Origin of the sequence: Nocardia mexicana NBRC 108244, assembly GCF_001613165.1 — a bacterium.
GTDB lineage: Bacteria > Actinomycetota > Actinomycetes > Mycobacteriales > Mycobacteriaceae > Nocardia > Nocardia mexicana.
Genome location: NZ_BDBV01000091.1, coordinates 1 through 23,530 on the forward strand (window position 1 = coordinate 1; position 23,530 = coordinate 23,530).

Annotated in this window: 23 protein-coding genes and 2 pseudogenes; 11 read left to right on the forward strand and 14 right to left on the reverse strand. The window is 70.4% G+C overall.

Translation table 11 applies throughout. The features are described 5' to 3' along the window. A pseudogene (locus NM1_RS32175) lies at positions 1-403 on the forward strand (ATP-dependent helicase); the annotation flags it as partial. A gap of 3 nt (positions 404-406) precedes the next feature. On the opposite strand, the gene NM1_RS32180 reads toward NM1_RS32175, so the two are convergent. Together NM1_RS32180 and NM1_RS32185 are read right to left on the reverse strand one after the other, a co-directional pair. Beyond that, on the reverse strand, positions 407-943 hold the full coding sequence (locus tag NM1_RS32180) for a DUF6886 family protein (RefSeq protein WP_068028714.1): 537 nt from the start codon (positions 941-943) through the stop codon (positions 407-409). Between the two features lie 110 nt (positions 944-1,053). Further along, complete coding sequence (locus tag NM1_RS32185) at positions 1,054-1,665, reverse strand: TetR/AcrR family transcriptional regulator (protein WP_068028718.1); 612 nt, start codon at positions 1,663-1,665, stop codon at positions 1,054-1,056. Positions 1,666-1,771: 106 nt separating this feature from the next. On the opposite strand from NM1_RS32185, the gene NM1_RS32190 reads away from it, so the two are divergent. Next, the gene (locus NM1_RS32190) at positions 1,772-2,512 is read left to right on the forward strand and encodes an SDR family NAD(P)-dependent oxidoreductase (RefSeq protein WP_068028721.1); all 741 of its coding nucleotides are present in this window, start codon (positions 1,772-1,774) and stop codon (positions 2,510-2,512) included. Between the two features lie 232 nt (positions 2,513-2,744). Here NM1_RS32190 and NM1_RS32195 read toward each other — a convergent pair whose 3' ends face one another. Then, a complete protein-coding gene (locus NM1_RS32195) occupies positions 2,745-3,557 on the reverse strand; it encodes an AraC family transcriptional regulator (protein WP_246011628.1) in 813 nt (270 codons plus the stop codon). 55 nt (positions 3,558-3,612) lie between these two features. Here NM1_RS32195 and NM1_RS32200 point away from each other — a divergent pair, with 55 nt between their 5' ends. Next, positions 3,613-4,182, forward strand: coding sequence for a class I SAM-dependent methyltransferase (locus NM1_RS32200; protein ID WP_068028724.1), 570 nt, complete (start codon positions 3,613-3,615; stop codon positions 4,180-4,182). Between the two features lie 46 nt (positions 4,183-4,228). Here the strand turns inward: NM1_RS32200 and NM1_RS32205 are convergent, their stop codons facing one another. Both NM1_RS32205 and NM1_RS32210 read right to left on the reverse strand, forming a co-directional pair. Continuing rightward, on the reverse strand, positions 4,229-4,783 hold the full coding sequence (locus tag NM1_RS32205; protein ID WP_068028727.1) for an SWIM zinc finger family protein: 555 nt from the start codon (positions 4,781-4,783) through the stop codon (positions 4,229-4,231). Position 4,784: 1 nt separating this feature from the next. Beyond that, the gene (locus tag NM1_RS32210) at positions 4,785-6,650 is read right to left on the reverse strand and encodes a DEAD/DEAH box helicase (protein ID WP_068028774.1); all 1,866 of its coding nucleotides are present in this window, start codon (positions 6,648-6,650) and stop codon (positions 4,785-4,787) included. A gap of 115 nt (positions 6,651-6,765) precedes the next feature. Between NM1_RS32210 and NM1_RS32215 the strand changes: the two genes are divergently transcribed. Continuing rightward, the gene (locus NM1_RS32215) at positions 6,766-7,518 is read left to right on the forward strand and encodes a TetR/AcrR family transcriptional regulator (RefSeq protein WP_068028730.1); all 753 of its coding nucleotides are present in this window, start codon (positions 6,766-6,768) and stop codon (positions 7,516-7,518) included. Between the two features lie 84 nt (positions 7,519-7,602). Here NM1_RS32215 and NM1_RS44280 read toward each other — a convergent pair whose 3' ends face one another. Then, positions 7,603-7,797, reverse strand: a complete 195-nt coding sequence (locus NM1_RS44280) for a DUF7455 domain-containing protein (protein WP_068028733.1) — start codon at positions 7,795-7,797, stop codon at positions 7,603-7,605. Positions 7,798-8,171: 374 nt separating this feature from the next. Here NM1_RS44280 and NM1_RS32225 point away from each other — a divergent pair, with 374 nt between their 5' ends. The 3 genes from NM1_RS32225 to NM1_RS32235 all read left to right on the forward strand — a co-directional run bounded on the left by NM1_RS32225 (position 8,172) and on the right by NM1_RS32235 (position 10,296). Then, positions 8,172-8,555: a DUF952 domain-containing protein gene (locus tag NM1_RS32225; protein ID WP_068028736.1), complete on the forward strand. Its 384-nt coding sequence runs from the start codon at positions 8,172-8,174 to the stop codon at positions 8,553-8,555. 69 nt (positions 8,556-8,624) lie between these two features. Then, on the forward strand, positions 8,625-9,107 hold the full coding sequence (locus tag NM1_RS32230; RefSeq protein ID WP_068028739.1) for a cation:proton antiporter regulatory subunit: 483 nt from the start codon (positions 8,625-8,627) through the stop codon (positions 9,105-9,107). 4 nt (positions 9,108-9,111) lie between these two features. Beyond that, positions 9,112-10,296, forward strand: a complete 1,185-nt coding sequence (locus tag NM1_RS32235) for a cation:proton antiporter (RefSeq protein WP_084520248.1) — start codon at positions 9,112-9,114, stop codon at positions 10,294-10,296. On the opposite strand, the gene NM1_RS32240 is transcribed toward NM1_RS32235, so the two are convergent. From NM1_RS32240 to ppgK, 6 genes are all read right to left on the reverse strand, one after another. Then, the gene (locus NM1_RS32240) at positions 10,269-11,033 is read right to left on the reverse strand and encodes a rhomboid-like protein (RefSeq protein WP_068028741.1); all 765 of its coding nucleotides are present in this window, start codon (positions 11,031-11,033) and stop codon (positions 10,269-10,271) included. The genes NM1_RS32235 and NM1_RS32240 overlap by 28 nt on opposite strands. A 169-nt stretch (positions 11,034-11,202) precedes the next feature. Next, the gene (locus NM1_RS32245) at positions 11,203-12,033 is read right to left on the reverse strand and encodes an MHYT domain-containing protein (protein WP_068028743.1); all 831 of its coding nucleotides are present in this window, start codon (positions 12,031-12,033) and stop codon (positions 11,203-11,205) included. 276 nt (positions 12,034-12,309) lie between these two features. Continuing rightward, the gene (locus NM1_RS32250; RefSeq protein WP_068028745.1) at positions 12,310-13,902 is read right to left on the reverse strand and encodes a Na+/H+ antiporter; all 1,593 of its coding nucleotides are present in this window, start codon (positions 13,900-13,902) and stop codon (positions 12,310-12,312) included. 70 nt (positions 13,903-13,972) lie between these two features. Then, positions 13,973-15,562, reverse strand: a complete 1,590-nt coding sequence (locus tag NM1_RS32255; RefSeq protein ID WP_068028749.1) for a Na+/H+ antiporter — start codon at positions 15,560-15,562, stop codon at positions 13,973-13,975. 173 nt (positions 15,563-15,735) lie between these two features. Further along, positions 15,736-17,121 (reverse strand): RNA polymerase sigma factor, encoded by a 1,386-nt coding sequence (locus tag NM1_RS32260; protein WP_068028752.1) that lies wholly within the window; start codon positions 17,119-17,121, stop codon positions 15,736-15,738. Between the two features lie 183 nt (positions 17,122-17,304). Beyond that, complete coding sequence (gene ppgK / locus NM1_RS32265) at positions 17,305-18,063, reverse strand: polyphosphate--glucose phosphotransferase (protein ID WP_068028755.1); 759 nt, start codon at positions 18,061-18,063, stop codon at positions 17,305-17,307. A 144-nt stretch (positions 18,064-18,207) separates the two neighbouring features. On the opposite strand from ppgK, the gene NM1_RS32270 reads away from it, so the two are divergent. After that, positions 18,208-19,140 carry an inositol monophosphatase family protein gene (locus NM1_RS32270; RefSeq protein ID WP_084520249.1) on the forward strand — a complete coding sequence of 311 codons (933 nt, stop codon included), beginning with the start codon at positions 18,208-18,210 and terminating at the stop codon, positions 19,138-19,140. 136 nt (positions 19,141-19,276) lie between these two features. On the opposite strand, the gene cei is transcribed toward NM1_RS32270, so the two are convergent. Next, a complete protein-coding gene (gene cei, locus NM1_RS32275; protein WP_068028758.1) occupies positions 19,277-19,954 on the reverse strand; it encodes an envelope integrity protein Cei in 678 nt (225 codons plus the stop codon). Positions 19,955-20,423: 469 nt separating this feature from the next. Between cei and NM1_RS32280 the strand changes: the two genes are divergently transcribed. Beyond that, positions 20,424-20,726: a DUF4193 domain-containing protein gene (locus NM1_RS32280; protein WP_068028760.1), complete on the forward strand. Its 303-nt coding sequence runs from the start codon at positions 20,424-20,426 to the stop codon at positions 20,724-20,726. 153 nt (positions 20,727-20,879) lie between these two features. Here NM1_RS32280 and NM1_RS32285 read toward each other — a convergent pair whose 3' ends face one another. Beyond that, positions 20,880-21,365, reverse strand: coding sequence for a DUF3093 domain-containing protein (locus tag NM1_RS32285; protein WP_068028763.1), 486 nt, complete (start codon positions 21,363-21,365; stop codon positions 20,880-20,882). A 190-nt stretch (positions 21,366-21,555) separates the two neighbouring features. Between NM1_RS32285 and dut the strand changes: the two genes are divergently transcribed. Next, a complete protein-coding gene (gene dut, locus NM1_RS32290; RefSeq protein WP_084520251.1) occupies positions 21,556-22,050 on the forward strand; it encodes a dUTP diphosphatase in 495 nt (164 codons plus the stop codon). A 2-nt stretch (positions 22,051-22,052) separates the two neighbouring features. Continuing rightward, positions 22,053-23,015, forward strand: a pseudogene (locus NM1_RS32295) (DUF3710 domain-containing protein); the annotation flags it as partial. Between the last annotated feature and the right edge of the window lie 515 nt (positions 23,016-23,530).

Consider the following 23,530-nt stretch of genomic DNA (forward strand, 5'->3'; position numbering starts at 1 on the left):
CCAGGTGATCTACGACGGCGACTCCTTCGGCACCGCGACCTTCGCGGGCAGCGACGAGGAGGCCGACTACCTCGGCATTCCGGGCCTGCTCGACGCCGAGCAGATGCGCGCGCTGCTGCGCGACCGCCAGACCCGCCAGGTCGAGGAGCGCAGCGCGGCCGCCGCCGGGGGTGCGGAGCCGGGGCCGAGCGTCGCGGCGGCCGCCGAACGCGTCGCCACCGCCGATCGCCTGAGCGAGCTGCGCCGCGAACTCAACAGCCTGGTCGCCATGCATCACCACCGCACCGGCAAGCCCCACGGCGTGATCCACGGCGAACTCCGCCGCGAATGCGGCGGCCCCCCAACGGCTCTGGCCACCGCCGACCAGCTCTCCCAGCGCATCACCGCCCTCCGCCGCATGTAGCGTTCAGCCGCGCGGCCGCGCGTTGCGCATCCGGATGCCGCTGAAGCCCAGGGAGCTGCCGACCACGGCGTCCCAGAAGTCCCAGAGGTTCGGCAGCACGCGAAGCTGGATTCCGGCGGCCTCCTGGAGTTCGAGCAGATCACCCACCGCCCGCGGTGGCGCCAGCGGCTCGACCGGCACGGTGGCGACGTGTGCGTGCGGGACCGGGTCGCCGTGCGGGCGGAACGGTCCGGCGGGCAGTCGGTAGGCGAACAGCGTGACGGTGCGCAGCGCGTTCAGCCAGCGGTATTCGATCGCGTGTACCCGGTCGCCGCCGCCGGGGCCGAGGATGCGGTCGCGATCGGCGATCGTGGTGTCCGGCGCCGTCCATGCCATGGCTCGCGGGCAGTCGCGGGGGAACCAGTAGTCGGCGCATCTCGACCGGTCGACCGCCCACACGTAGGCGGCGGGCTCCCGCGCGGTCGGCGCGACGTGGGGGACGAAGCGGGTGATGGTGGGGTCCTCGGAGAAGTGCAGCACTTCGCCCGGCTCGGGATACATGGTCCTTCGATAGCACGCCGGACGGCGGCCGGGTCGATCCGGCCGCCGCATGCCGCCGGGGTCGGCGCCGGTCCGGCCGGATCATGGTGTGCGACACAGGATCTACGCGGTCAGTGTGCCGCCGGTTCCGGGACGGGCCAGGCCGCCAGGGCGCGGTCGATGGAGCGGTTGAGCTGTCGTAGATCGGCGTCGTCGCGAGCCTGAACCGACAGGCCGAACAGGACGGTAGCGTAGAAGTCGGCCAGTTCGGCGGCGTCGGTGCCGACGGGGAGATCCCCGTCGGCGATACCGCGGTCGATGCGGTGGCGGATGTCTTCGACTGTGCCCCTGCGCTTTTCGGTGAGGAAGTCGCGGATCGCGGTGTTGCGGGTGGTGTAGGTGGATCCGGCCAGGACGACCATGCAGCCGCGCGGGGTGGTGCCGTCGACGTAGGCGACGGCGTTGTCCCGCAGCATCGCCTCGATGGCGGCGCGGGCGGTGGGTTCCTCGCGCAGGGCTCGTTCGGTATAGCTGCCCTCGGTGCACCCGTACAGGCCCACCGCCTCGCGGAACAGCTGCTCCTTACCGCCGAAGGCCGCGTAGAGGCTGGGCGAGTTGATGCCCATGGCGGCGGTGAGGTCGCTCATCGAGGCGCCCTCGTAGCCGTGCTCCCAGAACACCTCCATGGCGCGCCGCAGTGCGAGCGCGCGGTCGAAGGCGCGGGGTCGTCCGCGTTCGCCCACGATCGCTCCTTTCTGTGTCGATCGTTAAATATACCTCTTGACGCCGGCCGGCGTCGTCTGGTTGAGTTATTTATGTACTGATCGACACAGAATTAGGAGCGCAGAGATGAACGACCTGACCGGCACCGTGGCCCTCGTGACCGGGGGCGGCCGTGGCATCGGCGCGGCGATCGCGCGGCGACTGGCCGCGGCGGGCGCGGATGTGGCGCTGACCTATCGCAGCGGCGAGGAGAGCGCGCGCAAGGTGGTGGCCGAGATCGAGGCGCTGGGTCGTCGCGGGCTGGCCGTACGGGCCGACAGCGCCGACGCGGGGGAGACCACGGCCGCGGTGCACCGCGCCGCCGAGGAGCTGGGCGGTCTCGACATCCTGGTCAACAATGCGGGCATCTTCCCGGCCAAGCCGTTCGAGGAGTTCACCCTCGACGACATCGACCAGGCACTGCACATCCACGCGCGGGCGCCCTTCGTCGCCGCCCAGGCCGCGGTGGCGCATATGGGCGAGGGCGGCCGGATCATCAGCATCGGCTCGAACCTGACCGACCGCGCGCTGTTCGGCGGCCTGGCGCTGTACAACCTGAGCAAGTCCGCGCTCAACGGCTTCACCAAAGCCCTTGCGCGCGAACTGGGTCCGCGCGGAATCACGGTGAACCTGGTGCAGCCGGGCTCCACCGACACCGAGATGAACCCGTCCGACGGCGACCACGCCGATCAGCAGCTGCAGTTCAATCCGCTGGGCCGGTACGCCGGGCCCGACGATGTCGCCGCCATGGTGGCCTTCCTCGCCGGTCCGGACGGCCGCTCGGTCAACGGCGCCGTCATGACCGTCGACAGCGGCACCAACTCCTGAGCTACCGATCGACATACGGGCCCGGCGGCAGACCGGCCACGGGCCCGTGCGGTGACGACGTCCGACACGGCCGGTCGGGAGACCACGTGGTCGACCGCGGCGCCAGTTGCTGTGCTGCCGGGCGAAATACGGGCCTCGTGGGCAGACCGGCCACGGGCTTGTGTGGTGGCGATGTTCGACACGGCCGGTGGGGGGAGAGGATGCGTGGTCGACCGCGACACCACTTGCCGGGCTAACGGGCGAAGTATCGGCCCGGCGGCACGCCGACCGCCCGCCGGAAGGCGGCGACGTAGGCGCTGGGGGAGGCGTAGCCGACCCGCTCGGCGATGCGGGCCACCGGGAGCCCGCTCGCCAGCAGCGGCAGCGAGGCCGCCAGCCGGATCTGAGTTCGCCACTGCCCGAAGGTGATTCCGGTCTCGGCCAGGAACAGCCGGGCGAGCGTGCGCGGGCTGGCGGCGGCGTCGGGGGCGAACTGCGAGAGGGTGCGGTCGTCGGCGGGGTCCCGCAGCAGCGCGTCCGCGACCGTCCGAGCCCGCGGATCGGTGGGCAGCGGAGCGCCCACCGGGATCACCTCGACCGGCTCGAGCAGGTCGAACACCACGGCCTCGGCGCGGTGGCGCTGCCCCGGATCGAGCTCGGCGTCGAGATCGACGAACTCCGGTGTGGCGCCGGGGTTTCCGGATCCGGTGAGGTGGTCGAACAGCTCGTGCAGCAGGCGACCGACACGCAGCAGGGTGGGCTCGGTGAAGGCGACCGGGCAGCGGTCGGGTTCGACGTAGATCCCGCGCATCGCCGCCCCCTGCAGGGCCCCGGTGCGATGCGTGGTCTCGCCGGGGATCCACAGCGCCCGCGTCGGCGGCAGCACCCAGTGGCCGCCGCCGACCTCGACCGCGATGACTCCCCGTGACGCCCAGGCGATCTGGTGCTGCGGATGCCGGTGCGGATCGAACCAGAATCCGGCGGGCAGCACGCCGTTGCCGAACACCATGGCGGTGGGCCCGGTCGGTGCGGCGGTGGAGAGCACCGATTGACCGTTCTGCGACACAATCTGGCAGCGTAGCGTCTCGTGGCCAGAGGCGCGGCTCCGTACCGTCGCGGCCATGGGGATGAACATCTTGCATCGCGTCCTGTGCCGCTCGGCCCTGTGGGAGCGCGCGAGCGCCACCCGGATCGTGCCGTGGGCCCTGACGGGCCTCGACCTCGGCGACTCCGCGCTCGAGGTCGGCCCCGGCTACGGCGCCAATATCGAGGCACTGCGGCAGCGTGTGCCGACGCTGACCGGACTGGAGATCGATCCCGCGCTGGCCGCCCGGCTGCGCGACCGCAAGGGCGGCCGGGTGCGGGTGGTCGACGGCGACGGCACCGCAATGCCGTTGCCGGACACCGAATTCAGCTCCGTCATCTGCTTCACCATGCTGCACCACGTGCCGTCACCCGCCCGGCAGGACGCCCTGTTCGCCGAGGCACTGCGCGTGCTGCGCCCCGGCGGCGTCTTCGCGGGCAGCGACGGCCTGGACAGTCCCGGCTTCCGCCTCATCCACCTGGGCGACACCTGCGTCCCGGTCCCACCCGACACCCTGTGCGCTCGCCTCACCCGAATCGGCTTCACCGACATCGACATCGAAACCGGGACAAGCAGCTTCCGATTCCGAGCCCACCGCCCCGCCTGACCACTCCCACCGGTCGGCAGACAACCGGTTCCCGCAGTCGGTTGGCTTATGCGGAGAGGTCGAAGAACGTTGCGGGGTCGAGGGTGTCGAGCGCTGTCCAGCGGGGTAGCGGCGCGCCGGTGTCGGCAGGGGCGGTGGCGGAATCCCGGTAGCCCTGGAGATCCAGTGCGAGCCAAGGGGATTCGTCTACGCGGCGGGCCAGGGCGTAGCAGGTGGCGAGCAGGTGCAGGCAGCGGGGCTTGCGGGCCGAGCAGGAGCAGTCCGTGGACAGCAGTTGCGGGGCGACGGACAGGCCCGCGGCCCGGATCGACTCGTGGACGCTGTCGGCCAGTTCGACCGTATCCGCCGGGATCAGCGCCGCGAGGGCGGTGATCGTGGCCGCGGGCAGCCGTGTCAGCTCCACGTGGGTGACCGATGCCTGGCCGCCGCGATGGATGGCGGCGCGCACCACACTGCCCTCGATCTCGAGCTGGACACCGTCGTTGCGGGCGATACTGCGGGCGCGGGGGAGCAGCGGCTCGGGGCGCGACACACGCAGCGGCTCGGCCAGTCGTACCCAGTCCATGCCCCAGGCGGTATAGCCGAATTCGTTGTCTGCCAAGTCAGTTCCCTCGCTTCCGGCGCAGGATCTCGAGCAGGTGTTCGTCGTCGAGGCGGGCCAGTGCGGCGATGCCCGAGCCGGAACCCGCCGCGTCGGTGTCGGTGAGGTCGGCCAGCGCGGACTTGCGGCCGTGCATTCCGGCGATGTGCTCCTCCACCGTCGTGCCGGTAGTGAGGGTGGTGATGGTGACCGGCCGGGTCTGCCCGATCCGATGCGCCCGGTCCGACGCCTGCGCCTCCACCGCCGGATTCCACCAGCGGTCGTAATGCACCACATCGGCCGCGCGGGTGAGCGTCAGTCCGGTCCCCGCCGCTCGCAGGCTCAGTACCAGCACGGGCGGGCCGTCCGGAGCCTGGAACCGCCGCACGATATCGGCGCGCTCGGCGGTGTTCAGGCCGCCGTGGAAGAACGGCGCCACCACGCCGAACTGCTCGGCGCAGTGCCGGACCAGCAGCTCGCCGGTGCGCCGATACTGCGTGAAAACCAGTGTGGGAGAGTCGATATCGAGATTATTGGCGAGAATGTCGGCGCACACGTCGAACTTGCCGGAGCGGCCCGCCAGCTCGTCCAGCTCGCCGGTGATCAGACCCGGATGATTGCAGACCTGCTTGAGCGCCGTCAGCGCGGCGAGCACCCGGCTGTGCCGCTGCGCGCCGCTGCCGAACCCCTCGGCCTCGGCCTTGTCGAGCAAGCGGTCGTAGAGCCGCTGCTGCTCGTCGGTGAGATCGCACACCAGATCGGTGTGGATCTTCGGCGGCAGCGCGGCCGCCACCTGGATCTTCTTGCGCGCCAGCACGATCGGCTCGAGAGTGTCGCGCAGCCGGACGGCGGCCCGCTCGGAACCCTCGTGGATGGGCCGCACGAACCGGCGCCGGAACTGCGCCTTGTGCGTGAAGGCCCGGGGCACAACCAGATTGAGTAGCGCCCACAGCTCGTCGAGGTGGTTTTCCACGGGCGTGCCGGTGAGCGCGATGCGGGCGTCGGCGTGCAAGGTGCGCGCCGCGCGCGACACCTGGGTGCGCGGGTTCTTCAGCACCTGCGCCTCATCGAAAATAGCGGTTGCCCAATGCAGTTCGGCGACCTTCTGCCCGTGTCCGCGCAGTGTCGGATATCCGGTCACCACAACCGTTCCCGGCGTGGCGAGGTCGAGATCGCCGCCGCGCCACATGATCGGGCGCAGGCCCGGCGCGAAACGCTCGATCTCGTGTGCCCAGTTGCCGACCAGCGAGGTCGGGCAGACCACCAGCTGCGGGCCCGTGCCGGCCCGGCCGAGCAGGTACCCGATCGCCTGCACGGTCTTGCCCAGCCCCATCTCGTCGGCGAGGACCGCCCCGCCGTGCGTCTCGGCGGTTTCGCGCAGCCAGGCGATGCCGCGTGCTTGATAGGGCCGCAGCTCCGCCTTCAGGGTCGTGCGCAGTTCCGCCGCTACGGCCTCGCTCCCCACGCAGGCCCGCACCGCCCGTTCGGCCGAGACGATCGCCGTACGGGCGGCATTGGGCACCGCATGTCCGGCCGGTGGCAGATCGCCCAGGCTGTCATCGGCCCGCAGATCCGGTGCGGTGGGCGTTGCCCGTCCGGCCACGGCGGCACGCTCGGAGTCCGCCGCCGCGCTTCGGGCGGCGGGGGCCGTATCTTCGGCCTCGGCGTTGTCGGCGTGCAGGATCGCGCGCCAGGCGAGGACGGAGCCGCCCGGATCGGCGATCGGCAGCGACGCGAATCGCTCCGGCTCGGTCAGCGTGCAGTCCACGGTGGTCGCCGCGATCACGGTGCCGTCCGGTGCCGGGATCGCGAGCGGAATCGGCTCGCTGTCCCCGGGGTCCGGCGCGGGCCCGGAGGCGGAGCCGGTCCACGTCCACAGCGCGAACATGTGCCGGTCCGGCAGATAGGTGGCCTGGGTGGGCAGAGCGGAACCTCCCGATATACGTACGATGTACGAGGTACTGTAACTTCGTACATCGTACTGATATTCCCCGAGGAGTGCCATGGTCGAGGATTCGGCCGTCGAACAGGCGAAACAGCTGATGACCCTGCTGTGGCGGGAGGAGCTGCCGCCCCGGCCGGGCGCGCGCGGGCCCAAGCAGACGGTCAGCGTCGACGACGTGGTCGGCGCCGCGGTCGCGATCGCCGACCGCGACGGGTACGACAGGATCTCCATTCGCGCGGTCGCCGCCGAACTCGGCCTGGGCCCGATGTCCCTCTACACGTACGTGCCCAGCAAGGAGGCGCTGATCATCCTGATGGTGGATGCCGTCGCCGCCGAGGACGCGCCCATCGACCCGGCCCTGCCGGTGCGCGAGCGGATGGCCGCGATCGCCGTTCAGGTGCGTGCCGAGCTGCTCGCCCATCCCTGGCTGCTGGAGGTGCCGCCGTGGCGCCTGGTACTGGGTCCGGGCCGGATGCGCCGCTACGAGCGCCAGCTGGCCGCGCTGGAGGGCGTCGGGCTGACCGATATCGAGATGGATCGGGTGATCGCGGTGCTGTCGGAGTTCGCCACCGGCAACGCCCGGATGGCGGTGGCCGCGCGGCGCAGCGCGCGGGAGATGACCGACGCCGAGTGGTGGGAGGTCCACGGCCCCTTGCTGACTCAGGTCATGCCTACCGCGGACTATCCGCTGTCGGGACGGGTCGGGGCGGCGGTGGGGGAGAAGTATCAGGCGCCCGGCGATCCGGACGGGGCCTTCTACTACGGGCTGGACCGAATGCTCACGGGCATCGAGGCCGGGCTGACCGGCTAGGCACGCGGAACGGGCGGCCACCGGGCCGCCCGTTCGGGATGTTCGATTGGAGGGTTCAGTTTTCCATCGGACTGAAGGAGCTGATTACAGCGCCGGTGCCGACTCTGTATCGATCACGGCCTCGAGCTCTTTGAGACGATCCATGTGCTCGTTGGCGTGATGCTGGCAGAAGAGCAACTCGCCACCGCCGGGAAGGGTCGCACGCACGCGTGCGGCCGCCCCGCAGCGGTCGCAACGGTCGACCGCGGTCAGTGGGGTGCTAGTCAGTGTTCCTGGCATGACTCCTCCGTCCTGGCTCCCGGCGCAGAAGACCGTTCGCCTGGGTGTGGGGCTCGCGGTCCCTTCCGCGAGCTCGCTACCGCTACTTCCCAGCAGTGGTGTATGACTACTCTGTCAGACGTTCGGGACGGGGGCTTTGTTCCCGGAGATGTTTCTTTGTGTTTTCCCTAACATGACCAGGCGTTTCGCCGAAAGCGAACAGCCGGTCAGCGCGGGGCGAAGCGTAGCAACCACTTCCGTGAACAGGCCGATCCAGTTGTCTATCGGGAGACTACCCCGCGGCACCGACAATCACACTCCGCTTGCGGCAAACTCCGAGGCCAACGGCTTGCCCGCGGGTGCGGTTCCCGGTGCTCGGCGGATAGGGTCGAGCGATGCACGACGACGATGCCCGAAAGGCCAAGGCGGACACGCTGGTTCACATGTGCACCCGCGCGGAGTGGGACTCCGCCCGGGCAACGGGGCAGCGCCGCCCGCCCTCGCTGGACGAGGCCGGGTTCGTCCACCTGTCCACGCCGCGGCAGGTGCACCTGCCCGCGAACCGGCTGTTCGCGGGGCGCCGAGATCTGGTGCTGCTGTGGCTCGATCCCGATTTGCTCGCCGCCCCCGTGCGCTGGGAGCCCGGCGTTCCTACCGATCCCGAATCCATGCTGTTCCCACACCTGTACGGGCCGTTGCCGTTCGCGGCCGTGACGGCGGTCACGGACTATCGGCCGGGGCCGGACGGTGCGTTCGCCGAACCGCCGCCACCCGCCTGAGGACCGGTTTGCCGGGCCGCGCGCTCGGCTCCATTCGGTCACGGCGCTGTCGCCGCCTAGGCTGGACATGTGAACGTCGACGTGACAGCGCTGCCCGGGATCGGGGTACGCAAGGACTTCGAGGTGCGATCGGGGCGACGGGTCGGTGTCGTCGCCCACCGCGACGGCGGCCTGGACCTGATCATCTCCAAGTCCGACGACCCGGACGCCTGTGCCGCGCAGGTCCCGCTCACCACCGACGAGGCGGCGGCCCTGGCGAACCTGCTCGGCGCGCCGCAGCTGGTGGAGAAGCTCAACGCCGACCACCGCGATATGCCCGGCATCGTCACACGGCAGCTGCCGATCGGCGAACGATCGCCGTATCAGGGCCGCATGCTGGGCGAGACGCGCATGCGCACGCGCACCAAGGCCTCGATCGTCGCGGCGATGCGGGCCGGACAGGTGCATCCGTCACCGGGCCCCGACTTCGTGCTGGCCACCGGCGACCTGCTGGTCGTCGTCGGCACTCCCGACGGGCTGGACTCGGCCCTGGCGATTCTGACCGACGGGTGAGTCGGTGGGCTCCACCGCGTTAGCACTGGTTCAACTCGGTTCGATCTTGTTCGCCCTGGGCATGCTCGGCCGGGTGGCCGGTCGTTTCGGGATGTCGCCGATTCCCCTGTACCTGTTGGGTGGTCTCGCGTTCGGCCGAGGTGGCGTGATCCAGCTGGAGTCCGCCATCGAGTTCGGTCACGTCGCCGGGGAGATCGGCGTCGTGCTGCTGCTGTTGCTGCTGGGCCTGGAGTACACCGCGGCGGAGCTGGTGACGGGATTGCGCCGGTCCTGGCTGGCCGGCGTCTTCGATCTCGTCGCCAACGCGACCCCCGGGGTAGTGGTAGCGCTGTTGCTCGGCTGGGGGGTGGTCGGCGCGGTGACGATGGGCGGCGTCACCTACATCTCCTCGTCCGGAATCGCGGCGAAGGTGCTCAACGATCTGGGACGGCTGGGTAACCGTGAAACGCCCGTGGTGCTGTCGATCCTGGTGTTCGAGGATCTGGCCATGGCGGTATACCTGCCCATCCTGACCACTCTGCTGGCCGGGATCGGATACCTGGCCGGGCTCCGTTCGCTGGCGATCGCCCTGCTGGCGATCACCCTGGTGCTGGTGGTGGCGCTGCGGTACGGACGGTACGTGTCGGCGATCGTGGACTCCTCCGACAAGGAGGTGTTCCTGCTCAAACTGCTGGGTGCGGCCCTGCTGGTGGCCGGGATCGCCTCGGCGCTGAACGTCTCGGCCGCGGTCGGCGCATTCCTGCTGGGCATCGCCATCTCCGGGTCCACCGCGCAGAACGCCGCCAAGATGCTGGAGCCGCTGCGCGACCTGTTCGCGGCGATCTTCTTCGTGGCGTTCGGGCTCAATACCGATCCCCGCGCGATACCGCCGGTGCTGGGCTGGGCGGTGGTGCTGGCGGTGGTGACCGTACTGACCAAGATCGCCACCGGCTGGTACGCGGCGCGGCGGCAGGGCATTCGGCGGATGGGCCGCGCCCGTGCCGGTGCCGCGCTGGTCGCCCGCGGCGAATTCTCCATCGTCATCGCGGGTTTGGCGGTGACCATGGGGGCGGTCGACGGCGATCTGGCCGCGCTCGCCTCGGCCTACGTGCTGCTGATGGCGATACTCGGCCCCGTCGCCGCGCGTGTCGTCGAACCCGCCGTGCGGCTGGTGCAGCGCGGTCAGCGGCCCGCGCCCGCCACCGGCTGAGGCGGCCGTTTCCGTCGTTCCAGTTGCCGCGAGGCCACCGATGCGATGGCGCCGACCAGGAACCCGAGCAGGACGGCGGTCAGGTGGCCGTAGTCGGTGAAGGTGCGGCCGTGCCAGGCCGCCAGCCCGAACCAGCCGAGCAGCCCGCCCGCCCACACCAGCCGGGCGCCGCCGGGCAGATGGAAGGTCAGGGCGGCGAGAATCGCCGAGAATCCGTAGGACGCACCGACATCCGACACCACCGCCACCTTCAGCGGGATCAGTCCGTGGTCGACGGCGTAGGCGATGCCGGTGACCGTGAGCAGCGTCGCGCCGACGTGGCCGATGGCGAACACGAGCACCCAGCGCACGGTGCCCAGCCAGCGTTCGGCGAAGGCCATCACGGTCAGGAAGCCGAGCACGATCGCCCACGGGAACCCGCCCTCGGTCCAGAACGCCGACGCCACCAGCACCTGAACCGGATCGCGCTGCATGTTGTGCAGGTTGGTGGACGCCGAGAGGATCAACCGATGCCCGGCGATATCGCTGATGCCCCGCAGCGTCCACCAGGTGACGAACAGCGTGAACGCGTAGGCGCAGCTGGCGGGGGCGCCGCCCAGAAAGTCCCGCACCGCCCGCGCGGCCCGGTACACCCGCTCGGGGCCGTGCCACCAGTCGCGCACCGCCCGCAGTTCCTCGCGAACATCGATGGTCCGCGTCCAGGGGGAGCGGTAATGATGCAGGACGGAGGCGGGCACGCCAGTAAGTTTCGCCCGGGATCGCCCCGCCCGCCCGCCGACGCGCCACGGCACGCTCCCGCCGCGCCACCCTTCCCGCACCACTTGCTCGTTCCCGCACCACCTGCAAGGCGCTGCAAGTGGTGCGGGAACACGCAAGGGGTGCGGGAAGGGTGGCGCGGGCGGGTGGTTACCAGCGGTGGTCGGGCGGGTCGATGCGGTCGGGTGCGCGGAGATCGGCGGGGCGGGTTCGGCTGGGCCAGTAGCGGCTGGCGTACTGGCCCCGGATGCGGCTGAGGTCGGGCTCGTCGATATCGGTGATGCCGACCTGGAACAGCAACAGCAGGGTGACCATGCCGACGCCGATGATCAGTGGCGTCAGCAGCTGATGGGCCTGCGCGCCGACCGGGGCGTGCAGGTGTGTGGCCATGTGCGCGTGCATGGCGAACATGCCGGTGTAGTGCATGCCGCACACCGCCACGCCCATGATCAGCGCCGCGCCGACGGTGGCCGCGAGGCCGCGCACATGCAGCGCGAACCACAGCGCCGCGGTCGCCGCCACCACGGCGATGACGATCGACAGCAGCACGACCCACGGGTCGTATCGCACCGCCGCATTCGTCTTCATCGCGTACATGCCCGAGTAGTGCATGGCGGCGACCCCGAGTCCGGTGATCGCGCCGCCGGTCAGCAGCGCGAACAGGCCGCGGTGCCGCCGCATCACGATGGCCAGGCCGACCCACACCACCGCCATCGCGATCGCGGCGCTGATCAACGTGATCGGCACGTCGTAGCGAATGGTCGCGTTGTGGACCGAAAAGCCCAGCATCGCAATGAAATGCATGACCCAGATCCCGGTGCCGCCGAGTGCGATGGCCGCCGTGACGATCCACCCGTCGTTCCGGCTGCCCGTGCGCGCACGGACCATGCAGCGCAGCGCCAGCAGCGAGCCCGTGACGGACATGAGATAGGCCAGAGCGGGAGTCAGCCAGCCGTAGGTGAAGTGGTCGATTTCCAGCATGCGAGCTCCTTGCCAGAACGATTCCCGCCGATCGCTCGACGGCAATACGCCGAACCATAGCCGCGAACCAACAGGTAGTAAATTTGCCGCAGGATCTTCCAAAGAATTAGCTGGGTTTGCTGGCCACCATGCGCGCAGGTAGCTGACGTGCCGGTCGCGGGTTGCGGCGCCGGGGATCGGTGTCGACCCCGCTCGACACAATCCGACCAATCGGACATCGGCGGTCGAAGTGGCTCTCGCGCAACATATTCCGTGCCGACCGGTTGCGTGCTCCGCTCAGCGATTCTCCGGCCGGTGCAGGTGGATGCGCAGATCCAGGTGCCGGATGACGCGGTCGACGACCTCGGTCGGCGCCGCGGGCTCGCGGCGCACGGCCACCGCCTCCCGGCGCCCGGCGGCGTGGACTTCGGTCGTGATCCGCGAGAGCGGGCCCGTGATCCGCAGGGTGCGCCCGGTCGACACGGCGACCCGGGTATCGGTGCCGGTGGCGAAGGTCGGCCGGTCGGCGAACCCCTCCCGCAGGGAGCGGTAGATGTCGTCGGGCAGCCGTTCGGCGGCGGCGAGTTGGTCGAGACGGGTGAGCTGCGCGTCGCGCACGCGCCGCCACAGCAACCGCTCGAACTCGCGGTCGGAGACGGAATCGGCGCGAATCCCGGTGGCGCGCACGACCATCGGCAGCGTCGGCCCCTGCACCAGCAGGGTGAACAGCACGACCGCGAAGGCGATGAACAGGATCTCGTCCCGCCCCGGGAACGGCGCCCCGGTGTCGGTGGTGAACGGGACCGCCAGCGCCAGGGCCACCGTGACCACGCCGCGCTGACCGGCCCACCAGGTGACCAGCGTTTCCCGCCAGGTGTAGGGCTCGTCCACCTCGCGGCGGCGCCACCAGCGATGCAGTGGCGCCCAGATCACGGTCAGCCAGCCCAGGCGCAGCGCGACGACCACCGCGACCACGGCGGCCGCGATGCCGAGCAGGCCGGGCCACGCCGTGCCCACTCCCGTCAGCGCGCTGCGCAGTTCCAGGCCGACGAGGCCGAAGGCGAATCCGGTCACCAGCATTTCGGTGATCTTCCAGAACGAATCGCCCATCAGGCGGTAGTCGGAGGCGCAGCAGCTCAGGGCCGTTTCGCTGAAGTACAGCGAGCACACCAGGACGGCCAGTACCGCGGATCCGCCCCAGGCGTCGGCCAATCCGTACGCGGCGAACGGCAGCAGCAGTCCGAGCGCCACCTGCCAGCTCGCCTCGTCCAGCCGCCGCGCGAGCCTGGTGCCGCACCAGCCGAGGACCAGGCCGACGGCGAACGCCACCGCGGCCGAGACGACGAGATCCCACGCGGCGTGCCAGGCCGAGAAGTGGCCGGTCGACACCGCCTGCACCGCCACGGTGTAGACCACGACCGCGATGACGTCGTTGAACAGCCCCTCGCCCTCCAGAGCGGACACCAGCCGCCGCGGCAGGCCCAGCCGTCCGGCGATCCCCGACACCGCCACCGGATCCGGCGGCGCGACCAGGGCGCCCAGCACCAGCGCCGCGGCGAAGGGGACGGCCGGATGCCAGGCGTGCGCGGCGGCCGCGACCGCGACCGCCGTCGCGACCACCAGTCCGACGGCGGTCAGCCCGATGGTGCCCCAGTTCGCCGCGAACTGCCGCCACGACGTCCGCCGCGCGGCGGTGTACAGCAGGGGCGGAAGCACCAGGGGCAGAATCAATGTCGGATCGAACCGCGTTGTCGGCACGAAGGGGAGCAGAGCCAGCGCGCAGCCGAACACGGTCATCAGCACCGCGGGTGCGAGCCCGGTGCGGCGCGCGATCGGCTGCGCGAGAATGGTCGCGAGCAGCAACACGAACACCAGCACCAACTTGTCCACGCCCCGACTCTGCGGGCGCCGCCTGAGAACCGCCCAAGTGTGGGCTGATGGGTGTCGGGTGTAAACCGCCCTACATCGGCGGCATGGGCCGCAGATCCAGCCGATGCATCAGCCGGTCGACCACATCGGGCGGAATGCCGGGTTCGCGCCGCGCGGCCAGCGCCTCGGTCCGTCCGGCCTCGAGCACCTCGTTGCTGATCGCGCGCATCTTGCCGGAGAACCGCAGCGCCCGGTCGACGGATTTGGCGTCGTCGGTGGCCTCGGCGGCCTCGGGGTCGGCGCGGGCGAGCCGGCGTTCGAAGCCGTCTCGCATGCGCTGGTACACCTCGTCGGGCAGGTCCTCGCTGTCCGCGATCTCCTCGAGGCGGGCCAGTTCGGCGCGCAGGATCCGGGTCCACAGCCGCTTCTCCAGTACCCGTTCGTGTTCGGTATCGGCCTTGACGCCGGTGGCGCGCACCACCGCCGGGAGCGTCGGCCCCTGCAGCAGCAGGGTGAACAGCACGACCGCGAACGCGATGAACAGGATCTCCGCGCGACCGGGAAACGCCTCGCCGGTGTCGGTCGCGAAGGGCACGGCCAGCGCGAGCGCCACGGTGACCACACCGCGCATCCCCGCCCACCAGGTGACGATCGACTCCCGCCAGGTGTAGGGCTCGTCGGCGTCGCGGCGGCGCCACCAGCGCTGGAAGACCTCCGTGGTGAGCAGCAGCCAGATCAGCCGCAGGAAGACGACCACGGCGACGACCGCGGCCGCGCCGCCGAGCAGCCGCTCCCAGTCCGGTCCGGTGGCGGCGAGCACCGTGGTGAGCTCGAGGCCGATGAGCCCGAACGCGATGCCGGTGACGAGCATATCGATGACGTCCCAGAACGAGTCGCCCACGATCCGGTAGGCACTGTCGCTGAAATCCGTTGCCGCATCGGTCAGATACAGCGCGCACAGCAGTACCGCCAGTACCGCGGACCCGTGCCAGAGCTCGGCCAGGCCGTACGCGGCGAACGGCAGCAGCAGTCCCAGCGCCACCTGCCAGGCGGCCTCGTCGAGGTTGCGCATCAGCTTGCCGCCCGCCCAGCCCAGCGCCAGCCCGACCGCGATCGCGACCACCGCCGACACGAGGAATTCGAACGCGGTGTGCCAGGCCGAGAAGCGGCCGGTCACCACGGCCTGCACCGCGACGTTGTAGAGCACCACGGCGGTCACGTCGTTGAACAGCCCCTCGCCCTCCAGCACCGAGACCAGGCGGCGCGGCAGCCCGAGCCGGTCGGCCAGCGCGCTGACCGCGACCGGATCCGGCGGCGCCACCAGCGCACCGAGCGCCAGCGCGGCGCCCAGCGGCAGTGCCGGATACCAGGCATGGAACACCGCGGCCACCGCCACGGCCGTCGCGACGACCAAGCCGACCGCACGGAGCAGGATGGCCCCGGCATTGTCGGCGAACTGCTGCCACGAGGTCCGCCGCGCCGAGGCGTACAGCAGCGGTGGCAGCACGAGGGGAAGGATCAGTTCGGGATTGACATCGATGTTCGGGACGAACGGAATGACCGCGAGGATCAGCCCGAACACCGTCATCAACACCGCCGGAGCCAGCCCGGTGCGTCGCCCCAGCGGCTGCGCCAGGATCGTGGCGAACGCCAGCACGAACACCAACACCAACTGATCCACGACTGTCCAGTCTGCTGCTGGGACGAGAGGAACGCCGGTAACCGCCCCGGCGAGTCGGTGCGAACCGGCTTGCCGCCGAAGCCCTCACACTCTGCCGGGGAGGTGCACCGGGACGAGACGCAGCGAACGCCGCCGGGATCGGATCCCGGCGGCGTTCGTCGCGTAGCTGGCGCCTAGTCCAGGTAGTCGCGCAGGACCTGGGACCGGCTGGGGTGGCGGAGCTTGCTCATCGTCTTCGACTCGATCTGGCGGATGCGCTCGCGGGTGACCCCGTAGACCTGGCCGATCTCGTCGAGGGTGCGGGGCTGGCCGTCGGTGAGGCCGAAGCGCAGCCGCACCACGCCCGCCTCGCGCTCGGACAGCGTCTCCAGCACCGACTGCAGCTGATCCTGCAGCAGGGTGAAGCTCACCGCGTCGACCGCGACGACCGCCTCGGAATCCTCGATGAAATCGCCCAGCTGCGAGTCGCCCTCGTCGCCGATGGTCTGGTCCAGCGAGATGGGCTCACGCGCGTACTGCTGGATCTCCAGCACCTTCTCCGGCGTGATGTCCATTTCCTTGGCGAGTTCCTCGGGCGTGGGCTCGCGGCCCAGGTCCTGCAGCAGCTCGCGCTGGATCCGGCCCAGCTTGTTGATGACCTCGACCATGTGCACCGGGATGCGGATGGTGCGGGCCTGGTCGGCCATGGCGCGTGTTATGGCCTGCCGGATCCACCAGGTGGCGTACGTAGAGAACTTGTAGCCCTTGGTGTAGTCGAATTTCTCGACCGCGCGGATCAGGCCCAGGTTGCCCTCCTGGATGAGATCCAGGAACGCCATGCCGCGGCCGGTGTAGCGCTTGGCCAGCGAGACCACCAGGCGCAGGTTCGCCTCGAGCAGGTGGTTCTTGGCGCGGTTGCCGTCGCGCATGATCCAGTTCAGGTCGCGGCGCTGCTGGACCGGCGGCTTGTCGCCCTTCTCGGTGAGCTCGCGATACTTCTCCGTGGCGTAGAGACCGGCCTCGATCCGCTTGGCGAGCTCGACCTCCTCCTCGGCGTTGAGCAGCGCGACCTTGCCGATCTGCTTGAGGTAGGCGCGCACCGAGTCGGCGGAGGCGGTGAGTTCGGCGTCCTTACGGGCCTGCCGCAGCGCCTCGGACTCCTCCTCGTCCCAGACGAAGTCGCCGGAGGCCTTGTCCTTCTCCGTCGGCTCGTCGGCCTCCTCGGCCTCCTCGTCGTCGGCGACGGTCACCTCCTCGACGACCTCGTCCTCGGCCAGGTCGTCCTCGGAGACTTCGAGGTCGTCGAGGTCACCCTCGAGTTCGATCGACTCGTCGTCGAGGTTCTCCTCGCCCTCGCCCTCGGCGCCGGGCGTGCCCTTCTTGGCGCCGGCCTTCTTGCCCGGTGCCTTCTTGACTGCGGCCTTGGCGCCGGCCTTCTTGGCGGGCGCCTTCTTAGCGGCGGCCTTTTTGGCGGGAGCCTTCTTGGCGGCAGCCTTCTTGACCGGCCGTGCCGCGGCGCTGTCGGTGGAGTCGGCGGCCTCGGCCGATTCGGCGGTCTCTCGGGTATTCGTGGCTACCACGTACGCCCTTTCGTGACGGTCTCGTGCGGCGTCACGCCAGATTCATCTTCCGGCGGAGCGGTTCTGTCGGGGTTAACCCGGCTCTCCGGCCGGGGTCGGTTTCCGGCTCACCGCCGGTCATGCGTTCCATTGTAACGATCCGGACGGAGTGCTATGCCCCAGCCTCGCAGGTTGTCGGCTCGATCATGGCGCGATACCGCCATCGACGGCCATGGCGGCGCCGACGATGCCCGCGGTATTCCGCAAATGCGCGGCCACCACCGGAGTCCGGTTGCCCAGCAACGGGATCCAGTGCTCGGCGTCGCGGCTGATGCCGCCGCCGGCGACGAAAACGTCCGGCCAGAGCAGGTTCTCGAGCGTGACCAGTACCTTGGTCACCTGATGCGACCATTCCTTGTAGGACAGCTTCTTTCGTTCTTTCACCGAGGATGCGGCGCGGTGTTCGGCCTCCTTGCCGTCGACCAGGATGTGGCCGAATTCCGTATTCGGCACCAGCGTGCCGTGGTAGAGCAGCGCCGAGCCGATCCCGGTGCCGAAGGTCAGCAGCATGACGAGCCCGGTCGTGTCGCGGGCCGCGCCGTAGCGGTCCTCCGCGAGACCGGCGGCGTCGGCGTCGTTGAGCACCACCACCTCGCGCCCGCCGAGCGCGAGAGAGAACAGCTGCCGGGCATCGGTATCGATCCAGGACTTGTCGATGTTGGCGGCGGTGCGGGCGATGCCGTTGACCACGACGCTGGGCAGGGTGAGCCCGACCGGGCCGTCCCAGTCGGCCTGGGCGACCAGTTTCGCGACCGTCTCGGCGACCGCGTTCGGGGTGGACGGCTGCGGCGTGGCGATCTTGATGCGTTCGTGCGCGAGCTCGCCGGTGGCCAGGTCGACCACCGCGCCCTTGACGCCGCTACCCCCGATATCGATACCGAATGCTTGCCCCCGAGCGGACATTGACAGTCTCCTCGTTTCCCTGTGGTGCCGACCTGATCACAGTGCGCGCGGCACGATACACGGCATTGTGTGACGGGTTGCCCGACAACCGATGTGTGTCGTGCCCGACAAGCCTAATGCGCCCCGCGGGCGATCTGTGTTGCGATGGGAATCGTGCGCGAATCGAACTCATCAGTCACCGCCGCGGCAACCGACCCGCACCGGACCGGCCAGGGCCCGGCCGATCCCGCCGAGATCGCCGAATTGCGCCGTATCGCAGTGCATCTCGCCCAGACCGCCGCGGCGCACGTGCGCGCCCGGCGGCCCGAGGTGTTCGGCGACGGCGAGAGCGCGCAGGACGCCGTGCAGGCCAAGAGTTCGCCCACGGACCCGGTCACGGTGGTCGATACGGAGGCCGAGCAGCTGATCCGGCGGCTGCTCGCCGAGCTGCGGCCGGGCGAGCGGGTGCTGGGCGAGGAGGGCGGCGGCAGCCTCGGGGACGATTCGCAGGTCGTGTGGGTGGTCGACCCGATCGACGGCACCGTGAACTTCATGTACGGCATCCCCGCCTACGCCGTGTCGGTGGCCGCCATGCGCGGCGGCCGGTCGCTCGCGGGCGCGGTCGCCGATGTCGCGGGCGGGCATACCTACAGCGCCGGACTGGGCGCGGGCGCCACCCGCACCGACCGCGGCGGGACGGCAATCACGCTGCGCTGCAACGAGGTCGGGACGGTCGGTATGGCGCTGCTGGCCACCGGATTCGGCTACGGGGCGACCCGGCGCGCCCGGCAGGGGCAACTGATCGCGGAGCTGCTGCCGCACGTGCGCGACATCCGCCGGATCGGTTCGGCCGCCCTGGATCTGTGCATGGTCGCCGCCGGTCTCGTCGACGCCCACTACGAGCACGGGCTCAACACCTGGGACTGGGCCGCGGGCGCGCTGATCGCCGCCGAGGCGGGCGCGCGGGTGGTGCTGCCCCCGGCGGGGACGATCAGCAAGACCGGCGAGCTGGTCGTCGCCTCCGCCCCGGACATCGCGGACGAATTGCTCGAATTGCTCGACCGGCTCGGCGTGTCGGAGCCTATCCCGGAGAGCTAGCCGCGCCGTGCGTGTGGATCCCGGCCAAAAGCATGCCGGGAATGCGGGGAGGCATGCCGGGAATGCGGGGAGGCATGCCGGGAATGCGGGGAGGCATGCCGGGAATGCGGGGAGGCATGCCGGGAATGCGGGGAGGTCAGCACTTCCCCTGGCGGGCGGCGTCGAGCAGGGTCGAGTCGATCTCCGGACCGCCCGGTGCGGGGTTCTTCAGCGCCCGCAGCACCTCCTCGGCGTCGGTGGACGGGCGCAGCTCGTTGCCGAACAGCGAACCCAGCGCCAGGTCCACGGTGTCGTCGCCGCGCTTGTCCTCGATCAGCTCCGCGCACGGCGCCACCAGCTGTACCGCGGCGGCGGCCGGTCGGCCGTTGACGCCGAAGCGGACCTGGCCGGTGCATTCCAGATCGCCGTTGACGTAGACGGGATCGTTGGCGAACTGCGGCGCGGGCGGGCTGGCGAAGCCGAGGTCGCTCAGGCGCGAGGCGATGTGCTCGCCCATGCCGCGCTGGCCGGAGGCGTTGTAGACGCGCACCTTGGACTGCGCCAGCGGGGCCGGTTCCACGTCCTGTAGCCGCGACGAGGAGACCCGCTCGCCCAGCGGCGCCGGTTTCGGCGCGTTCGGGTCGGCGGCGGGCGTCGGCGAGTTGCAGGCCATCGCCGTGCGGCTGGCGTCCTCGGTGGTCAGCGCCTTGATCCAGACGATCGCGCAGATCAGTGCCAGGATCGCCACCAGGGCGACCCAGGGCTGATACCGGCGGCGCAGGAACGGTCGACCCTTGTCGTCGACGGGGCTGCCTTCGGTGAGCAGTGAAACCACACGCACACCTTACGAGTTCGCGCCGGACAATCCCGCATGCGGACGCCGCCGCGTGGCGGCCGATCGCTTCCGAGACTTCGCTGTGCGGCAGATATCGCCCGGGTAACGATTCGCTCGACGGTCGGACACGGAATCGGGGGTCGTTCCCCGGTCGCGATGACGATTCCTGGTCAGTTTCGACGCGCTCGGGTTTTGATTGCGACTTTTGCCCCGGTGTCCGCTATTGTCTGGCGGCCGATTCGAATCGACCGATGTGAATCAGGGCCGAGATTTCGGGAACAACCAGGGCATGTCCTGCGTTGACCGAGCGCGATCCGGTACAGATCTGCCAGGTCTGGCCCGGTCGGCGACAGGTGTACACGTGACGTACACCACCGGCGGGACGGATCTCGCCGAGTCGATTCCGCAGGGGATCGGCGGCGGTGGGGACGGTCCGGGATATACGGAGTGAGGACGAGGGGAAGACGACATGGCAACCGACTATGACGCACCGAGGCGTAGTGAAACCGACGAACCGTCGGAGGACTCGCTCGAGGAGCTGAAGGCTCGTCGCAACGAAGCCGCGTCCGCCGTCGTGGATGTCGACGACAGCGATACCGCGGAATCGTTCGAACTTCCCGGCGCGGACCTGTCCGAGGAAGTGCTGTCGGTTCGGGTGATCCCGAAACAGGCCGACGAGTTCACCTGCTCGAGCTGTTTTCTGGTTCATCACCGCAGTCGGCTCGCCACCGAATCCGGTGGTCAGTTGATCTGCATGGATTGCGCAGCCTGATAGTCAGGCACCGGGGTAATTTCATCGGCCCGCGCTCGGTTCGCCGAGCGCGGACAGTACTCGTTCGCGCCCGATACGCAGTCCGACCAACCGCTGCGCACAGCCACGCAGCCGGTCGGCTCGCGTTCCGGGCGCCGAGCGCTTTCAGGACGGTCAGTCCTTGTTCGGAACTCCTAGCGCTTTCAGGACCCGGTCGGGGTGGCGCGTGCTGACCAGCCAGTACGGCGCCGGATCGTCCGGGTCGTCGAGGACGAGCAGGACCAGCGGCCCGATCCAGGGGCGATGCTGGACATAGGCGGCGGGGTCGAGCTGTCTGCCCAGTGCCGCGCTCTTCGCGCTGGCCGGGACCGCCGCCGCCCGGGCCACATACGTTACCGGCAGATGGGCGCGGTCCGCTCGTAATTCGGTGGTTCCGTGCGCATCCGGCCCGACCTCCACGCGATGGCGGCTCAGCCACACCAGTGCCCACACCGGTACCGGCAGCAGCAGCACGTACGGCAGCCAGGCCCGGACTCCCGGTGCGCCCATGTGGATCTCGGCCGCCAGCAGGCCGGCGATGGCCAGGCCCACCGGCCACCACCACAGCGGAACCCACAGCCTCTCGGAGTAGGCGGGGGTGTCGGTCGCGGGTCGGCTCATGGTCTCGGGCCCTGGTGCGGAGGGGGCGGAATCGGGGTCTGCCGTGGGCTGGTCGGACACGACATCCAGACTAAGTCAGCGCATACCGCCGGATCGCGGCGGGCAGCAGGTCGTCGCGTTATTGGGATGCGGCGCGGTTCCGGCCACGTCGCTGCCATGGCCGGGGAACAACCGCGTAGGCTCGCTGTACGTGACCGGTATTCCACCTATCCCCCTGCTGCGGCTCGATCCCGGCATCCCCGTTCCCACCCGTGCGCATCCGGGCGACGCGGGTGTGGACCTGTGCACCACCGAGGACGTCATCCTGGAGCCGAGGGAGCGGGTGCTCGTCGGCACCGGTGTCGCCGTGGCCCTTCCGATCGGCACGGTCGGGCTGATCCACCCGCGCTCCGGGCTGGCGGCCAAGACCGGGCTGTCGATCGTCAACACCCCGGGCACGGTCGACGCGGGCTACCGCGGGGAGATCAAGGTGTGCCTGATCAACCACGATCCGCGCACCCGGATCGAGCTGCGGCGCGGTGACCGCATCGCGCAGTTGCTGGTGCAACGGGTGGAGCTGGTGGACTTCGTGGAGGTCGATCGGCTCGACGAGACCGCGCGTGGTGCGGGCGGTTACGGGTCCAGCGGCGGGCATGCGAGCCTGGCCGCGCAGACGGCCGGTGGGGCGGCCGGCAAGGAGGCATGACGATGTTCGGGCGAAGGAAGAAGGCAGGGGACGACCTCCCCCCTAGACGGTCCTACGACGACTACGAGGACGAATACGGCTACGACGAGGCGGCCGAATACGACGAAACCCCGTACGCGGCCGACGAATACGACGAGGACGACTGGTACGAGGAGGAGCCCGCGCCGGGCCCCGGCCGCTATGACTTCGAGGGGGCCGGGGCCGCCGAGCGGACCGGCCCGTACGACTACGACGACGTCGCCGAACTGCTGGAGGACGTCGCCGATCAGCGCCTTGATCTGGGGTCGGTGATCCTGCCGGTGCCCGAGGGCGGGCAGCTGCAGGTGGAGATGACCCCGGAGGGCACCCCGCAGGCGGTGCATCTGGCCACCCCGCACGGCCGTCTCACCGTGGCCGCCTACGCGGCACCCAAATCGCCGGGGCAGTGGCGGTCGGTGGTCAACGATCTGCGCGATTCGCTGCGCAACGACGGCGCGCAGGTGTCGATCCAGACCGGTCCGTGGGGGCGGGAGCTGCACGCCGTCACCGAGGGCGCCGATCTGCGGTTCATCGGCGTGGACGGGCAGCGCTGGATGCTGCGCTTGGTCGCGGCGGGTCCGTCGGGCGCCGCCGACGAGGGCGGTCCGCTGGTGGCCGCCGCCCGCGCGCTGCTGGCCGAGACCGTGGTGCGGCGCGGCGACGAGCCTCTGCCGGTGCGGGATCCGCTGCCGGTGGTGCTGCCGCAGGAGCTGGCCGACCAGCTGATGGCCGCCCACGAGCAGCAGATGCAGGCGCAGCAGCAGGCACAGCGGGCGCAGGAGGCCCAGGCGGCGGCCGCTCAGGCCTACGCCACCGGCCAGCAGCAGGCCTATGCGACCGGCCAGCAGCGGGCCTATGCCACCGGGCAGCATCCGGCCGTCCCCGCCGAGATGCCGGAGCAGCCGCGCAGCGGCACCGGGGGCTCGGCGATGCAGCAGCTGTCCACGGGCCAGTTCCCGGCGGTCACCCCCGATCAGCGCCCGCCCCAGCCCCAGCACCGCCCCCAACAACAGCAGCCACCCCAACAACAGCAACCGCCGCAGCCGCCGCAGCACCAGCACCAGCAGCCGCAGCACCAGCAGCCGCAGCACCAGCAGCCGCAGCACCAGCAGCCGCAGGCGCCGCACCAGCAGCAGCCGCCGCACCAGCAGCGTCCGCAGCATCGGCCGCAGCCGCCGCAGCAGCGTCCGCCGCAACAGCCGCGGTACCGGCCGCAGCAGCCGCAACAACAACAGCCGCTGCCGCCGCAACAACAGCCGCAGCAGCCGCGGTACCGCCCGCAGCCATCACAGCAACAGCAGCCGCGCCCGCAGCAGCAACCGCCGCAGCATCGCCCACAGCCGCCGCAGCAGCGCCCGCCCCAGCCGCCCCGCTACGGCACCGACGGCCCGGCCATGCGACCGCTGGGCCGAGGCTAGCCGCACCAGAACGACGACTCTCACCGTCATTCCGGTTGTGCTGC

Bases quoted from the DNA above. Each gene is read 5' to 3' on its own strand.
- NM1_RS32270 (WP_084520249.1), top strand. From the start codon at position 18,208: ATGGGAATCGTGCGCGAATCGAACTCATCAGTCACCGCCGCGGCAACC.
- NM1_RS32180 (WP_068028714.1), bottom strand. From the start codon at position 943: ATGTATCCCGAGCCGGGCGAAGTGCTGCACTTCTCCGAGGACCCCACC.
- NM1_RS32215 (WP_068028730.1), top strand. From the start codon at position 6,766: ATGGTCGAGGATTCGGCCGTCGAACAGGCGAAACAGCTGATGACCCTG.
- NM1_RS32225 (WP_068028736.1), top strand. From the start codon at position 8,172: ATGCACGACGACGATGCCCGAAAGGCCAAGGCGGACACGCTGGTTCAC.
- NM1_RS32285 (WP_068028763.1), bottom strand. From the start codon at position 21,365: ATGAGCCGACCCGCGACCGACACCCCCGCCTACTCCGAGAGGCTGTGG.
- NM1_RS44280 (WP_068028733.1), bottom strand. From the start codon at position 7,797: ATGCCAGGAACACTGACTAGCACCCCACTGACCGCGGTCGACCGTTGC.
- NM1_RS32200 (WP_068028724.1), top strand. From the start codon at position 3,613: ATGGGGATGAACATCTTGCATCGCGTCCTGTGCCGCTCGGCCCTGTGG.
- ppgK (WP_068028755.1), bottom strand. From the start codon at position 18,063: ATGTCCGCTCGGGGGCAAGCATTCGGTATCGATATCGGGGGTAGCGGC.
- NM1_RS32190 (WP_068028721.1), top strand. From the start codon at position 1,772: ATGAACGACCTGACCGGCACCGTGGCCCTCGTGACCGGGGGCGGCCGT.
- NM1_RS32210 (WP_068028774.1), bottom strand. From the start codon at position 6,650: ATGTTCGCGCTGTGGACGTGGACCGGCTCCGCCTCCGGGCCCGCGCCG.
- NM1_RS32245 (WP_068028743.1), bottom strand. From the start codon at position 12,033: ATGCTGGAAATCGACCACTTCACCTACGGCTGGCTGACTCCCGCTCTG.
- NM1_RS32280 (WP_068028760.1), top strand. From the start codon at position 20,424: ATGGCAACCGACTATGACGCACCGAGGCGTAGTGAAACCGACGAACCG.